Raw genomic sequence first — 12,647 nt, 5'->3', positions numbered from 1 at the left:
CTGACCGTGCGACACGGCGAACAACCAGGCACAAGCATGCGTTCCACGACGGACTGTGCGACACCCGATGCCGGCATCGCGGGTTCAGGTGCGTGTGCCGTGAGCAACACAGCCAGTAATCGGGTGGTGCCGTCCAGGATCCGCGGCGAGTGCCCGGAGACAAGGCAGACCTCGTGAATCACTACCGGACAATCACCGACCTCCTCCGCGCGAACACCGGGTCCGCCCGGCTTGCAGTCGTCTTCGACGACTTCGTGGAAATGGCGGCTCTGGCTTTCAGGAACGCAGTGGACGGCATGGGCCGGGACGAACGGGAAGCCGGCTATCTGGCCACCGCCGGAAGATACTCGCGTGAACAGTTGGATCGCTTCGCGCATGCGCTGGCCATGGTCGTCGTAACGATGGAACAGGAGCCGGGCGACGTGCTCGGCCAGCTCTACATGGAACTCGAGATCGGCGAGCCCGACAGGGGCCAGTTCTACACGGCGAACGACGTTGCGCAACTCCTGGCCGAACTCGTTCTCGTGCCGACGACCGAGACACTGGCTCAGCAGATTCGAGACCGCGGATTCGCGGAGCTGTACGAATGCGCGTGCGGCTCCGGCTCGCTGACCATCGGGGCGGCACAGGCCCTGCGGCGGGCGGGATTGAACTATCAGACCCAGCTTCACGTGACAGCCGAGGACATCTCGGCACGTGCGGTGCGCATGACCTACGTACAGCTTGCGCTGCTGCACGTTCCTGCGGTGATATTCCACCGTAATACGATCACGCTGGAGACCTTCGACACCTGGCGCACCCCGGCACACGTCATGGGCGGATGGGGCCGGAAGCTCCGGCTCGCGCGCAGCAGCGAGAGCTGTGCGGCCGCACAGGCTTGACGGACCTGCCAGTCCCCGGCTGCCGACGGCGCACGAGTCGCCGATCGCAACGGGCTCCTTCGCCGGAGTCGCATGCGCGAGCGGCTACTCCGGCGGCGGTGCGGCCGCGCGCGACTAGCAACCCCGAAACCCGAAGGAGACCGGACGAAAAATGTCTGAAGGACCTGACTCCGTCGACAAGCGGCCCAGTGCAGCTCCAGGACCGGCGGTCCGGGACCGACTGACCGACGACCCGGAGACGCTCCGCAGGATCATCCATTTCTACGAAATCGACCTTGAAGAAGCCCAGCGCCGAGCCTCGTCGTGGTGGAAAGCGGCCAAGTACTTCGCTCGCACGAAACGAAGCCTCGGGATAGCAGCTGGGAACAACCGGATCACGGCGAACTACGAGCGTCGCCGCGCTGATGCGGTGGAGACGGAGCTACGGTCTGTCACCGCGCAACGAAACGACGCACAGCGAGCCGGGTTCCGGATCGTCGAGCAGCGTGGCACCGAACGGGCTGCCCTTGACAAGATCCGCGCCGTCCTCGACGCGTGGAGAGAGAAAGACCTCTGCTCGTTCGACAGCGATCTAGACCGGGAAACGTTGCGCGCCCTGAGCGCCGTCGTCGAGAGCACCGCCGTGGCGGCCTACCGTCACGGCGCAGGGACTTTGCCGACCGCCGTATCCGCGCGGGGAGCACCGGGCGCGAGTGACGACTTGGATGAGGTGATCCGCGCCGCGCTGCTCGCTCACGCGAAGTCCGGCGAGCCGTCCGCCGTCGAGATGCCGCCGCACCTGGCGGCAATGGCCAACGAGAACGGCGATGTGAGAATCGAATGCCCGCGTTGCGAGTGGTGGGCACAGATCCCCGCTGATGCGCGAGGCAGATTCCTGCACCAGCTCGCGGATGTTCGCCTCGGTCATGCGGCGATGGAGCACCCGGAGCCGTGGGAGAAGCTTCGAAGCGAAGAGTTGGCCGACACGGCGAAGCTCGGAGACGTTACAGCGCTGGAGAAGCGGCTCGACATGGTCCTCAACGCTGTTCGGCGGGCGCTGGATTGGGGACGAGTCTCCGAACGGGAAGCGCTCGAAGACATTCGCCGCTACGCCCGGGGAGAGACGCGATGAATGCGCGGACACCCGACGGCTTCTGGTATCGCCGGCCTCCGCAGGGATTCCGCGGCGACAGTACCTCGACGAACACTGGGTCGTGCTGTCCTTCCCCGGCTGGGAACTGGCAGGCGACGTCGAGGCTGCCGTCGGTCGCGGAAGCTGATCCTGCGGGTGCCGGTGCGTGCGGAGAGAGCTGCTGCGCCAGTCGATCTTGCGCTGGCAGTCACGAGTCGTTCCTTCGCCTCACGCGTCTGACTCCGGAGTCGGCGAATCGCGCTCCGCGGGTCTTGCGCCTGCGGTGAGAATCCCTGCGAGCCGACGGTCGCGACCGACGCTTGACCTGCGAGTCGCGGGGCAGGACATGCGAAACCGTGCGGTGCTCGCGCGAGTGGCGGCCACGCAGGGAGCGCGCCTGCTTCCGCTGAGAAATCTCTATCGCCAGCGCGCCACCGAGATTCCGTTCGTGACGTCGACCGGGACCGTCCTCAACGGTCGGTCCCGCAAACCGAGCCGGTCACAGCGCTCAGCTCGCCCGTGCATTACCACCTCAATCGCTTCTTGCACCCTGATCCCGCGCTGCGCCGTCTGCCTGCGGCAGCTGAGGCATGGACCTTCCAACGTCAACCAGGTCCCCGAGCGGCTCTGAAATCCCGGGAGGAGAACATATTGTCTGACGCGAATGGGCGACACCAGAGCAAGAGACACGACCTTGCGGCCCGACTCATCGACATCGCCAACAATGTCTGCGAAAACGACTCGCCGACGGGGCCTGATGCTTGCACCGGTCGTCGTCTCGCCGCCGTCGTAGGCGAACTCGCCGAAGGTCCGTTGATCCAGTCCGAGCGGGCTGCCGCGCAGTTCCGCGAACTGGCCGGCGAATTGGAGGCTTGCCGGGCGCTGCCGTGTCGGCAGGGCCCCACGGAGCCTGGCCGCGCACGCCCGATCGCTGGCACTAGGACAGATACTCTGCACCCCGTCGCCCGTGCGCTGATCGAGCAAGCAGGCGCGGTCACGGCTCTCGCTGCCTGCGCTGAAACCGCCAAAGCGGAGCTCGCAGCGGCCAAGGCCGAAACACTGGTTGCCGTCCGTGGCCGCGCCGCGCTGGCCACCGTCCTGGCCAAGACCCGGGCTGCTCTGACCGAACACGGTTTCGGCGACGACACGGACCGCGTACGCGAGGCCCGCGCCATCGTCGGGGACTCCGCCACGGGGACCAACGGTGACGTCGTCGATATGGCGGAGGGTGTCGGTGATGACTGACCTGCTGCCTGATCTTCCCGGCAAGATCCACGGCATCGTCCAGGTGGAACCGTTCGTCCGCGTCCAGTGCGACGGCTGCGGATACATCTACGACGGCGAGCCCGGAAAGCTCGGCCTCGGAGTTCTCCTCAGCGACATCACATTCAACCCCGAACACCCCGGTCGACGCCTGTGCCGTTCATGCCGGGCAACCGAGTGCCCGGAGTACCAGGAGCAATCATGAGCGACCAGACATCGCGCACCCTGCTCGGACGGACCGTGCCGAGCCGTCCGCCCACGGACGGCGCGTTCGGCCCTGACGGCCTTGCCGCTCCTGGCGTGTTCCGGCTCGACCCCGACGGCACGGTCCGCTACTTCAACAGTCATGAGGGGCGCGAGACACCGACGACGATGCCCGTCGCGAAACTGCTGGCCAAATGCGAAGAGATCGATTTGCAGACCGCGTTTTCGCGAGTCTCAAAGCATTTCGCCCGCGTTCGGATCACGTAATCCGCTTGGTCGTTCTGATGCGCCACCGGCAAGAAAGCAGGGTTTGATGACGAACAGCGCACCGCACTTCGGTCTCATGCTCACCCGACGGCAGATCCGCACAGTCCTCAACGCGCTTTTCGTGAAAGCCACCGAGGTCAAGCATTCGCTTTCGCGCTATCCGACGAACCCCGAACCCGGCCCGCTGGACCGCTGTTGCGATGGTCATCGTGCCCAGTTGGAGCGTCAGGCGTTCGAACGCGCCGAACTTGCCGGCCAACTCGAACACGTCCGTGTCCTGCTCAACCTCGTCCTCGGCGCGGAGGCATGCTCGCACGGCACCGGCCGACGAACGAAAACCGCCGTTGCCGCGGCAGACGTCACGCTGGTCTACCGCGACCGGAGCGGCGCGACCTACGAACAACCCCTGCCGGACATCACCTCGGCAGGGATCCTTCTCGATCCGGGGAACGGCGAGGACCTGGAACTCGTCTCGACTGTCGTCGCCGCTCCCGTCGAGGACGAGCAAGCCCGGCCGCCGCGGACCGGCTCGACGTCAGGCAACGCACGCGACATCGACGATCGCGGGAGCGCCGACCGCGTTGGCCGCATGGCCTCAGGTTCGCGGCGGCGTATGTACGTCTGCGACCCGGACAGCGGCATGTACACCGCGTTCGACCAGGTCGTCGGGGACGAGATCAACCCGGAGGACCTCCCCGACGACGCGACGCTCCTGCACCCCAGCGCCGCGATGTGCAACACCGTCAGCGAACACACCCGACAGGACTGCGGAGCGGCCGACCGGTCGCCCGGCGCAGCCGGGCAGCAAGACTCCGGCACGCCGCAGGGCGCTCGGCCCCGGTTTTCCAGCGTTGATGCCCACCCCGCAGTCGAAGACGCATGCGAAGAACACGGGTAACCGGCCCGGTCCTGCAGCTATTGCATCACGTATCCGGTGCAGTGCGGCGATATCGACGAGTCGGAGGGTCCGGAAACCGGCGACGGCAAGGGAACGCCCATCTCACTCCGCGCCCGCTCGTGAACTCCGGATTCGGCAAGCCGCACTCGCGCGCAGCGCACGCCGTTGCCCGGCTTCTGCTGCACAACCCGAACCTGAAAGGTGAATGAGATGTCCGCCATCGAAGTCGGCATCAACTCAACGAACCCGAGCGGTGTCACTGTGGCCGCCCGGGCCGTGAAAAACGCCAAGGGTAAGGCCGGGAAGACCGGGCCGAGCCCGCTCATCAGCCTGCTGGAGGACCTGGTCTTGACCACGACCGCAGCCGACAAGGCCCCGATGCAGTTCCACACGGTGCGCCTGCACACGAAGGGGAACCGCCTGCACGGCTGGTCGTGCGATCGCATGGTCGTGGCCCATGCGGCGACGGACGCATCCGGCGAACTCGACGAGCCGGTCAGCATCGCCGCGTCCGACGTCGCCGAACTGGTCAAGGCGTTCCGCAAGGAACCCTCTCTCACCCTGCGCACAGACGGAGAGGCAGTGCGCGTGACCGGTGCCGGCCTCACGATGGCAGTGCCCTTAGCGGATCTCGGCGGCCAGGACCTCGGTCGCCCGGACCTCCTGCCGCAGGTCGGAGTCGACCGATTGCCCAAAGACGGCGGCAAATCTCTCACGCTTGGCCCCCGTTATCTTGAGCTCCTCGGCAAAATCGGCAAACGTCGATCCGAGTACGTGGTTCTGGTGAACGACACGGCGAACAAACCGGTGCACGTACGCATTGGCCCGGACTACCGTGCCTGGGTTTGCCCGGGCCGCGACCAGCAGTTCGGCCACGACGATTGGCTGTCCGCCAGCTTCTGACGCGACGGTCGCGCGGCCTGCCTCCTCTCCCGCGGGGGCCGACGGCCCGCCCCGCTGGGACCCGTTGCGACCTAGGGGACAACACGTGTCCGATCATGCGGAGCTCGCCGGTGACCCGTTGTACGAGACCGTCCTGGCTGAGCTCGACCGCCGGATGGCCCCGTGCTCTGCAGCACGCCGAGACCCGCCACGAGGCGATCAGCGCCGCGATCGAGGCCATCTGCGCGGCGGCCCCGCACATGGAGCGAGGCCGGTGACGCCGCGCAGTTCGCGGACATCGGACACGATTCGCGAAGCGTGCCTCGAAAATGATCAGGCTCGGGTTTCCTGGGCGGGTTCTCCGCTGTGGAGCACAGGTCCGGGAAAGGCGCGGCACTGGATGAGGCCGGGGCGTGTCCGTTCTTCGCGGCGTCGCGTGCCTCCGGCCGGTGCCCCCGGAACAGGGAAGCCCTGACCGAAGCCGGCGGAGCCGGCCCGAGTGCGTGCCAAAAGGGAGACAAGCACGGCAGGGACACGGGCCGACAGCCTCGGTGTGTACGGGCCCCGCTCGTCGGGCAGGAGAGACCCCGGCCGTCGGTGTCTCCCGGCACTCGCGAGGAGGACCACCATGGCCGCAGGCGGCCCCGGAGGGAAGACGACAGTAGACCAGTTGGAACGCGACCTCGGCGAGGGATGGCGCGACGACGCCGCTTGCGCGCGCGTCGATCCGAGAATGTTCGACGGCAACGGCCGCGAAAAAGAGGCCAAACGCGTCTGCCGGCGATGCCCGGTGCGGAACCAGTGCCTCGCCTACGCCCTGCGCACCTGCGCGGGAGCCGGGGTCTGGGGCGGCTTGTCCGGCCGAGAACGCGCAGGAGCGTGATGCCGGAGATCCGTCCCGTGACCCTGGCCCGCGAGCAGGAACCCGTTGCCGAAAACGAAAGGAGGCCCGGCATGTCCGTCGAGCAACGGTGGGAGAACTTCCTCCGCGAACAGATCCGCGAACTCGCCTCTCCCTGGCGGCCGTGGGTCTGCATGGCAGCCCTGCGCCCGCGCCTTTATCTGCGGGGCTTGAGCGAAGCAGCCCAGAACAAGCACATCACCCGGCTGGCCCGGATCGGAAAGCTCCGCCTGACGGCGGAGCACGACCGGGTGCCGTTGCGCGACATCGATCATGCCGCGGCCGTCCTCGTCGACGGGATCTGCTGCCACCACGTCCGGTGGCTCGACGACACGACCGACTGAGACCCGTGCGAGGACAGAGGTGCCCGCCGTGCGACACCGCGGAGGCGACCGTCCACGACGGCGACGAGCGGTGCGTTCGCTGCCCGTGGGCGATGAGCGCAGGCACGCCTGCGATCGGATGGCGTCGTCGTCCCGGCGACACAGAGCGGAGGCCCATGCCGACGGAGACACCGACACGGCGGACCGCACGGACTCCTGTCTGAGCGTCGTCGCCGGCATGTCGTGTCCAGGGAAGCGACAGCGGCTCCGGCCCGCCGCGGTACGGGCATCCGTCAGAGAACAGGAGAGCGACCGTGAAGGATCTCACCGCAGGCGGGACCGGGCAACACGGACGCAGGACGTCGCGGGCATCATCCCGTGCCGACGTTCCCCCGAGAACACGGAGACGGCGATCCGGTTGCCAGCTCACTTGCTGCCGCGACCTCGGGCGTGCTTTCCCGATTGGGGCCCCGGAGCATCAGCTTCGCGGATTCGCCTGAGATCTCCGATGCCCGGGCTCAGGTCCGAGGCGAGGAGCAACGCTTTCTGCACATCAGCGACGGCACGACGCACGGCTGCCTCTGCGGCTATGTGTGCCGCAGCCGCAGAGTCGCTCCCTCCGGTGCGCCGGAGTGCCCTGTCTGTGTTCTTCTCGGCGGTTGAACGGACTGATGGGCACCGGGCTGTGCTCGAGTGTGTCTGTGCAGGGAGGTGCAACAGAGGATCCGTGCTTTCGCCGCACGCGTAGTGAACGTGCCACTCGGCTGGTCTGGTCGTGCTGCTGTGTTTTGAGCTGCGCGCGCGGTGTTCGGGTTGCTACGTTGTAAGGAGAAGCAGCCGGGCACCAGTGCCTCACCCGCGGCGTCATCGGCTTGACCGATTAACCCTGCGAAGGAGCGCACCGATGACACACCCTCGCCCGGCGGACCCCGGCCAGGACGAATTCCGCGGGTTCGACGAAGCCCGGACGATCATGCGGAACTACGAGGATCGCGAGCGCATTCACGCGCGCATCGACCACGAGACGTCCTTTCTTGCCGACGACACTGTGGCGGCAGTCCACGTCGACAATGTCTCGCGGGCCGGCGAAGCCGCCCTCACCGCTTTCGATCGCGCCGGCCGAGCGATCGGCGCCGACACTCTTTGCGTGGACGAGCCCGCTCAGCACCTTGGCGTCGCGCCGGAGTTCGACCACGACTTCACCAGGATGCCCGTTCCCGAGAACTCCGAGCTGCAGCACGTCGTCGGCCAGGAGGGCGGGTGGGTCGTCGACATGCAAGCCCTCCGAGAGCGCGATCCCCTCGCGGACCGCAGGGCCACCCAGCGCGCGGTGTTCCTCGCCCACCTGGCCGACATGATGGCGAACGACCAGGCTCGGGGGTTCCTGCTCGACCGGATCCCCGACACGGACGAACCCGGCCAGCCCCCCGGCGCACAGGCCGCGTGAAGCAAAGCCCTGTCCGCCTCGTGGGCGGAGGTCGGGCGTGGGCGCAGTGCCGCTGGGCGGCGCAGCGGCGGGCCGAGGCCGGGGGACCGGCTCACGCCGGTCCCGGGAGCGGCTTCGCAGCGAGCGCGATTCGCCATGGGCACTCGGCCGGCCGCGTCGTCGCGGACCTGAGGGCCGCTCGGAGTGCCGTCGAGAACGGGCCCAGGTTCTTCGGCGGCAGCATCAGCACCGGGGACGTCGGCCGAATGTGCGGCATCTCGCTCCCGGAATTCCTCCGGCAGACCAGAAAACGCCTGACGCAGGCCGACGAGAGCCTGATCGACACCGCCGACAACTCCGTGCCCGCACATTCCCGGCCGCGACGACACGGTCGGCTCGTCTTCCAGGAGCAGCAGTCCATGACGCTTGTCGCATCGCGCATTCCCGTCAGGTATCAGCGCACGAGAACCACCCAGCGAACGGGACTGACCATCTGGCTGCCGCCAGGCTTGGGTCTCCACCGCGTCCGCGAGACCAATACGTGCGAGTTCACCGTCGAGATCCTCGTGCCGACCGGCTGGACCACAGTCCTCGCACTGGAGCGCGACGAGGCGACAACCCCCGTCGAAGCCCTGCAGATCTGGCTCGATGTTCAGGACCCCGTCGACGACACAGGCGAGAAGAGCGTCGCCTGAGCGGGCTGCGGTTCCGCCGGGGGCGAAGGGCTTCGTCGATCGGTCAGCCGCCCGTGACAGCACCGAGGAAGCACCGTCAACGGCCAACCGGCCGGGCAGACCGCCGACCGACACTGAGTCGCCGACATCACCGCCGACAGAAGGATCAGCATCACCATGTCCAACAACTCCGTCTCCGCCTCCCAGCTCACCGAAGGCACCACCGTCCTCATCCGCGGCAAACTCCACTACTCACGCCTCACGAGGCTGATCGAGGGTGAGGAACTCCAAGCCAGCGATCAGCGCCGCCGAGAGCACGGGATGATCGCGGTAGGAAAGCCGCATACCTCCGCCACCATCACCGAAGCGGAAGTCCTGTACGCCGACCCGTCGAATCACACCCTCGAGGAACGGTTCGTCGCCGAGCGCTGCTACCGCTCGTCGAAGGACCCGGGCGGGGGCTTGCACTGGGCGATCGAGTCCAAGGGTTCGACTTTGCCGATCATCGGCATCCCCGCCACGGACGGCAGCGGCACGTTCAATCAGGACTTCTCCGGCCAGGAACTCGCCCGCGGGCTCGACGTGACCCTCGTGATGCGCGTCTACAAGCCGAAGGGCTATGACCAGCGCGGGCTCGCGATCGAGCAGGTGCTCGTCAACGAGACCCCGCGCTACTACAGCCCCGGCGTTCCGGCCAGCGAACTGGCCGCACGCGGGATCGTGTTCAACGACCAGCCCCGTGCCGTCCAGGCGGCCAGGCCTGCCGCCAGCGCCGTCGGCGGCGCCGCAAACGCGGCGGCCCCGGGAGCCGCCGAAGCATTGCCCCTCCCGGCGCCGCAGCCCGCCGCACCGGCCGTTCAGTCGCCGGTCGCGGCGGCTCCGGCAGCCGCTGCGGTCCCCGTCCAGCGGGAGCAGGACGAGACCCCGGAGGAGAAGCTCGCCCGCCTCGAACGGGAGAACGCGGAGCTAAGGAACGCGGGGTCGCCCGTTGGCGCACCGGTTGTCGGCTCGGCGGGTCCTGGCGACAGCCAGGGGGCAGGAGTCGTCTACCAGCCGAGCTGATCCGCCGATTTGCGGCAAGGGCCTGTGCTCGCTTCTGCGCGGCGAGGGCTCTTGCCGGTCTCGGTTTCCGCCCGACCCGAGCGAACGAAAGCGCGCGTCCCGCCATGATTCCGGCCGATGTTCGACGGCGATTCCCTCAGTTCTACGACAATCCAGCGATTCTCTCTCTCGCCGGTGCGTCGCGATGGACGGTCTCCGGCCGTCTCGGCGACAGCGCCGATGCGACGGCGAAAGCGCCGATCGACGTGCGCCACATGCTCGACGGGTGCACGTCGGCATGCCGGCACAGCGGGCCTCTGCGTGGGGCCTTCGCCTTCGACGCAACGTGCCTCATGGACCTCGACGAACTGACACGGGCCCTTCCGAACGCGGCGAACTGCGCCTTCTACCTCCAGGCCGTCGTCGACGGCCTGGTCGTTGTCGACATCGAACCGGGCTGCCCGCGCGACGTCGCCGAGGAGTTGCTGCACCTGCCCGGCATCGTGTATTCGGAACTGTCGATGTCCGGGCGGGGCTTCCACCTCCTCACGCCCGTTCCGGCCAACTTGCACGATTTCCCGGCAGCAGCGGGGAAGCGCGTGCTGCGCGAGGAACACGGCTGGTTCGAGATCCTCCTCGACCACTGGGTGACCTTTACCAGATCGCCGGTGCCAGTCGCCGCCGCAGCCGGTCCGGCAGCGACACGGAGGCAGCCGCGACTGGCGTCGGCCGAAGCGCTCTTTGCCCGGCTGGCCGCGACGGCGCGCGCCAGCGCGCTCGCCTCGGCAGCATCCGTCGACACCGACCACGCGGCAGCCGACATTCCGCACGCCGCGCAGATCGTCGAACAGACCCTCGCGAGTGTGCGGGGCCGGCTGCGCGATCTGCGCGACTTCGACCACGACACGTCACGCTGGGAGTTCTCCGTCCTCGGCATCCTCTACCACCGGATGCAGACGCCGCTGAGCGCATACAGCTCCTTCGGAGCCAGCTACTCGCCGGGCGACCGGGCCTGGTTGCTCTACCGCGCGGCGCAGGAGATCCTCCCGTCCCGCCCGAAGCACGAGCAGGTGCGCAACGGGCGTCCGTATCTTCTCGACCGGGCCGCAACGATCGTCGCCGACCGCAACACAGCCGGAGCTCCCGCATCGCAAAACGTCCGATCCTCCTGCGACTCGTAAACCGGCCGTGAGCAGCGGAGCTGCCCTGCCCGATCCGCGGGGGAATCGCGCGCAGCGCGATCGGGCGGCGTCAAAGGACACCGCAACCGGGTGCGTACGGCCGCTGCGCCCCGCCCGGCCCGGACGCCCCGTCCCGGGGCGGCGGAGAGGCCAGCCGTCGCGACCAGACCGAGGCGTTTTCGCGCTGCGCTGGGATGCGCCCCGCAGCGTCCGGTGTGCCCCCGCTCTCTCAGCCCTCCCACGACCAGAAAGACACCCTCATGAAGTTCAACGAGACGTTGTCCACTGTGATCACGCAGACTCTCGATGTCGGCGCCACGCCCGCTCTGATGGGCGAGCCCGGTATCGGCAAGTCGTCCTTCGTCGAGGCGCTGGCCTATTCCATGTGCACCAAGGCGTTCGTGCTGCCGTGCAACCAGTTGGCGGACAAGGCCGACCTGACCGGCGCCCGGTTGGTGCCCTACGCCAAGGACGACGGTACGCAGGGACACAAGCAGGTGTTCTACCCGCACCAGGTGATCCAGGAGTGCATCGACTACGCGCTGGAGAATCCGCGCGAGAAACCGTTGCTGTTCTTGGACGAGATCAACCGGACTACCTCGGACGTGACGTCCGGCGTGCTCACCTTGGTCACCCTGCGGCGCATGGGACACGTTCGCCTGCCCGACAACGTGCGCATCATCGTCGCTGGCAACGACCGGGGCAACGTCGTCGCCCTGGACGAAGCGAGCCTGTCCCGGTTCGTGCTCTTCCACGTCGAGCCCGACGCCGCGACCCTCATGTCGGTTCTGGACGACTTGAACCCCTGGGTGCAGAAGGTGCTCACCAAGCACCCCAGCCTGGTCTTCCAGAAGGCGCTGCCCAAGGTGATCGTCGCTGACGGACAGAATGCCGGCGACGACGACAAGGACGACACCGTCACGGTGGCGGAATTGTTCGACAGCGGTGAGGAGATGAACCAGCTCACCACGCCGCGCACCATCGACTACGCGTCGAAATGGCTCAACACAGCGGACCGGCAGGAGCTGGCGCGGTACCTGGCGACCCCGGTCCAGATCGACGGCCGCGACACGACCATGCTCAATCAATTCCTCGAGGCATTCACCGGAGAGACGATCTTCACCAACCAGCTGGTCGGCATGATCGCCGAGGACATCGCCTCGAACGCGGGCGGGCAGCCACAGAGCCGCGTGAACGTGCCCAAGCCGGACTGCTATGCGAAGCTGCAGGCCGCCGGGACCGAAACCGCTCTCGCCGCGGAGATCGCGCAGTTGAACGACAGGCAGGTGTCCGGTTCGCTGCTGTACGCGTTGCAGGAGAAAAAGGACAACGGGCGGCTGATCGAGCACTTGGCCCAGGCCGCGAACCAGCTGGAAGCAGAGCACACCCGCACGCTGTTCGACATGGTGACCGGCCACCAGGTGGATCACCAGAACCTGCAGGCTTTCCTCGAACTGGACGCACCGATCGCCGTCACGCTGAAGCCCGTTCTGTCGGCCTTCGTCTGACGGTCCGGAGCCACCGGCGGCGGGCTCTCCCTTGCGTTCTGCCGCCAGGCGCGCGGCCCGCGCCGGTGGTTCACGCCTGCCGCTCCC

Annotated in this window: 14 protein-coding genes; all 14 read left to right on the top strand. The window is 67.6% G+C overall.

Translation table 11 applies throughout. The annotated features are described in order from the left end of the window. The first annotated feature begins 173 nt into the window (after positions 1 to 173). The 14 genes from ACZ7OI_RS16100 to ACZ7OI_RS16035 all read left to right on the top strand — a co-directional run bounded on the left by ACZ7OI_RS16100 (position 174) and on the right by ACZ7OI_RS16035 (position 12,560). Entirely contained in the window at positions 174 to 881 is a 708-nt protein-coding gene (locus ACZ7OI_RS16100; RefSeq protein ID WP_470264961.1) for an N-6 DNA methylase, read from the top strand. Between the two features lie 151 nt (positions 882 to 1,032). Continuing rightward, on the top strand, positions 1,033 to 1,992 hold the full coding sequence (locus tag ACZ7OI_RS16095) for a hypothetical protein (protein WP_470264960.1): 960 nt from the start codon (positions 1,033 to 1,035) through the stop codon (positions 1,990 to 1,992). A gap of 651 nt (positions 1,993 to 2,643) precedes the next feature. Further along, positions 2,644 to 3,237 carry a hypothetical protein gene (locus ACZ7OI_RS16090; protein WP_470264959.1) on the top strand — a complete coding sequence of 198 codons (594 nt, stop codon included), beginning with the start codon at positions 2,644 to 2,646 and terminating at the stop codon, positions 3,235 to 3,237. Continuing rightward, positions 3,230 to 3,460: a hypothetical protein gene (locus ACZ7OI_RS16085; protein ID WP_470264958.1), complete on the top strand. Its 231-nt coding sequence runs from the start codon at positions 3,230 to 3,232 to the stop codon at positions 3,458 to 3,460. The genes ACZ7OI_RS16090 and ACZ7OI_RS16085 overlap by 8 nt, the downstream gene beginning before the upstream one ends. Next, positions 3,457 to 3,726: a hypothetical protein gene (locus ACZ7OI_RS16080; RefSeq protein ID WP_470264957.1), complete on the top strand. Its 270-nt coding sequence runs from the start codon at positions 3,457 to 3,459 to the stop codon at positions 3,724 to 3,726. Before ACZ7OI_RS16085 ends, ACZ7OI_RS16080 begins: the two co-directional genes overlap by 4 nt. 46 nt (positions 3,727 to 3,772) lie before the next feature. Then, positions 3,773 to 4,624, top strand: a complete 852-nt coding sequence (locus tag ACZ7OI_RS16075; protein ID WP_470264956.1) for a hypothetical protein — start codon at positions 3,773 to 3,775, stop codon at positions 4,622 to 4,624. A 210-nt stretch (positions 4,625 to 4,834) separates the two neighbouring features. Then, positions 4,835 to 5,527 carry a hypothetical protein gene (locus ACZ7OI_RS16070; protein ID WP_470264955.1) on the top strand — a complete coding sequence of 231 codons (693 nt, stop codon included), beginning with the start codon at positions 4,835 to 4,837 and terminating at the stop codon, positions 5,525 to 5,527. Positions 5,528 to 6,134: 607 nt separating this feature from the next. After that, positions 6,135 to 6,389, top strand: coding sequence for a WhiB family transcriptional regulator (locus ACZ7OI_RS16065; RefSeq protein ID WP_470264954.1), 255 nt, complete (start codon positions 6,135 to 6,137; stop codon positions 6,387 to 6,389). Positions 6,390 to 6,460: 71 nt separating this feature from the next. Next, positions 6,461 to 6,751, top strand: a complete 291-nt coding sequence (locus ACZ7OI_RS16060; RefSeq protein WP_470264953.1) for a hypothetical protein — start codon at positions 6,461 to 6,463, stop codon at positions 6,749 to 6,751. Positions 6,752 to 7,634: 883 nt separating this feature from the next. Further along, positions 7,635 to 8,177, top strand: a complete 543-nt coding sequence (locus ACZ7OI_RS16055) for a hypothetical protein (RefSeq protein WP_470264952.1) — start codon at positions 7,635 to 7,637, stop codon at positions 8,175 to 8,177. Positions 8,178 to 8,422: 245 nt separating this feature from the next. Next, positions 8,423 to 8,851: a hypothetical protein gene (locus ACZ7OI_RS16050; protein ID WP_470264951.1), complete on the top strand. Its 429-nt coding sequence runs from the start codon at positions 8,423 to 8,425 to the stop codon at positions 8,849 to 8,851. Positions 8,852 to 9,007: 156 nt separating this feature from the next. After that, positions 9,008 to 9,892, top strand: a complete 885-nt coding sequence (locus ACZ7OI_RS16045; protein ID WP_470264950.1) for a hypothetical protein — start codon at positions 9,008 to 9,010, stop codon at positions 9,890 to 9,892. Positions 9,893 to 10,224: 332 nt separating this feature from the next. Further along, positions 10,225 to 11,052 carry a hypothetical protein gene (locus ACZ7OI_RS16040; protein WP_470264949.1) on the top strand — a complete coding sequence of 276 codons (828 nt, stop codon included), beginning with the start codon at positions 10,225 to 10,227 and terminating at the stop codon, positions 11,050 to 11,052. Positions 11,053 to 11,312: 260 nt separating this feature from the next. Further along, positions 11,313 to 12,560: an AAA family ATPase gene (locus tag ACZ7OI_RS16035; protein WP_470264948.1), complete on the top strand. Its 1,248-nt coding sequence runs from the start codon at positions 11,313 to 11,315 to the stop codon at positions 12,558 to 12,560. Positions 12,561 to 12,647 lie beyond the last annotated feature (87 nt).

The organism is Amycolatopsis sp. NPDC114503, assembly GCF_055633655.1.
This window is presented reverse-complemented; position numbering and strand designations above follow the sequence as displayed.

What these genes read in the sequence shown, in the direction of transcription:
- ACZ7OI_RS16095 (WP_470264960.1), top strand. Translation starts at nt 1,033, where the DNA reads ATGTCTGAAGGACCTGACTCCGTCGACAAGCGGCCCAGTGCAGCTCCA.
- ACZ7OI_RS16085 (WP_470264958.1), top strand. Translation starts at nt 3,230, where the DNA reads ATGACTGACCTGCTGCCTGATCTTCCCGGCAAGATCCACGGCATCGTC.
- ACZ7OI_RS16080 (WP_470264957.1), top strand. Translation starts at nt 3,457, where the DNA reads ATGAGCGACCAGACATCGCGCACCCTGCTCGGACGGACCGTGCCGAGC.
- ACZ7OI_RS16075 (WP_470264956.1), top strand. Translation starts at nt 3,773, where the DNA reads ATGACGAACAGCGCACCGCACTTCGGTCTCATGCTCACCCGACGGCAG.
- ACZ7OI_RS16070 (WP_470264955.1), top strand. Translation starts at nt 4,835, where the DNA reads ATGTCCGCCATCGAAGTCGGCATCAACTCAACGAACCCGAGCGGTGTC.
- ACZ7OI_RS16065 (WP_470264954.1), top strand. Translation starts at nt 6,135, where the DNA reads ATGGCCGCAGGCGGCCCCGGAGGGAAGACGACAGTAGACCAGTTGGAA.
- ACZ7OI_RS16060 (WP_470264953.1), top strand. Translation starts at nt 6,461, where the DNA reads ATGTCCGTCGAGCAACGGTGGGAGAACTTCCTCCGCGAACAGATCCGC.
- ACZ7OI_RS16055 (WP_470264952.1), top strand. Translation starts at nt 7,635, where the DNA reads ATGACACACCCTCGCCCGGCGGACCCCGGCCAGGACGAATTCCGCGGG.
- ACZ7OI_RS16050 (WP_470264951.1), top strand. Translation starts at nt 8,423, where the DNA reads ATGTGCGGCATCTCGCTCCCGGAATTCCTCCGGCAGACCAGAAAACGC.
- ACZ7OI_RS16045 (WP_470264950.1), top strand. Translation starts at nt 9,008, where the DNA reads ATGTCCAACAACTCCGTCTCCGCCTCCCAGCTCACCGAAGGCACCACC.
- ACZ7OI_RS16040 (WP_470264949.1), top strand. Translation starts at nt 10,225, where the DNA reads ATGGACCTCGACGAACTGACACGGGCCCTTCCGAACGCGGCGAACTGC.
- ACZ7OI_RS16035 (WP_470264948.1), top strand. Translation starts at nt 11,313, where the DNA reads ATGAAGTTCAACGAGACGTTGTCCACTGTGATCACGCAGACTCTCGAT.